Origin of the sequence: Vibrio makurazakiensis, assembly GCF_050337375.1 — a bacterium.
Classification (GTDB): Bacteria; Pseudomonadota; Gammaproteobacteria; order Enterobacterales; family Vibrionaceae; genus Vibrio; species Vibrio makurazakiensis.
Window position 1 is genome coordinate 1 of the sequence record NZ_JAKJSW010000473.1, and the last position, 825, is coordinate 825.

At 38.1% G+C, this 825-nt stretch carries 1 protein-coding gene and 2 pseudogenes; 2 read left to right on the forward strand and 1 reads right to left on the reverse strand.

What is annotated here, in order from left to right; genetic code table 11:
• Positions 1–311, forward strand: a pseudogene (locus L4C33_RS22560) (nucleoside triphosphate pyrophosphohydrolase family protein); the annotation flags it as partial.
• Positions 312–468: 157 nt separating this feature from the next.
• Complete coding sequence (locus L4C33_RS22565) at positions 469–624, forward strand: hypothetical protein (protein ID WP_428814600.1); 156 nt, start codon at positions 469–471, stop codon at positions 622–624.
• 63 nt (positions 625–687) lie between these two features.
• Here L4C33_RS22565 and L4C33_RS22570 read toward each other — a convergent pair.
• Positions 688–825 (reverse strand): annotated as a pseudogene (locus L4C33_RS22570) (vitamin B12 ABC transporter ATP-binding protein BtuD); the annotation flags it as partial.

Here is an 825-nt window from a genome sequence, read left to right on the forward strand (position 1 = left end):
ACCTAGCGATCAGCTACCTGGTTGACCTACTTCTTAACGTTGCAAAAAACCGTACTATTGATTTCTTACCTTGCTGGGATGAAGTCCACTCTAGCAACATGAGTAAAGTATGTCGTAACGAGCAAGAATATGCAGAAACTGAAGCATTCTACGCTAAGCAAAATGTAAAGCTGATGGCAGTCCAAAAAGGCGAATACATTATCGCGAAGTGCGCTGAAGATTTTGTATCGGAAGGTAAAACTGTTCGCCAGGGTAAAGTACTGAAGTCGGTTTACTACCGTCCAGCAGACTTAGCTTCGCTTAACGCTTAATTGATAAGCGACTCATAGTAACACTATTTTAAAAGCCACCTTCGGGTGGTTTTTTATTGGCTCAGCGTTCTGATTTATTAAACGTATGTTCAAAACGATTGGATATTCTTAACAAAGGTTATTACTTAAAATAACCCAAAATTAAGGAGAAACGATTATGAATGAACTAGATAGTTACTGCGAGAAAATCGATCTGAACATGTCAAATGATGAAATAAGACTATTAGGCTGGGAAGACAAAGAGTGGATCATTGAATCAACTGTCTTTCTAACGATTGTTTCAGTCTTCATGTTTTTTATGTATCAGTTTTAAATGTCTAAGGTACTGTTACTCAAAACACATCCCGTTTGGCTAGCTTCCTTTTATTAACTCCGTCTAGCCAAACAGTAAATAATTCTGCCCCTCAACCGATACTGACTTCACTTGAGTATTGAAAACTTTCTCCAATTGCTCAGGTGTTAATACCTGTTCCGCTGGTCCACAGTTTTGCAAAATACCCTTATCTAATAGAAG

Excerpts from the sequence above, each read along its gene's own strand:
- L4C33_RS22565 (WP_428814600.1), top strand. The coding sequence starts at position 469 with ATGAATGAACTAGATAGTTACTGCGAGAAAATCGATCTGAACATGTCA.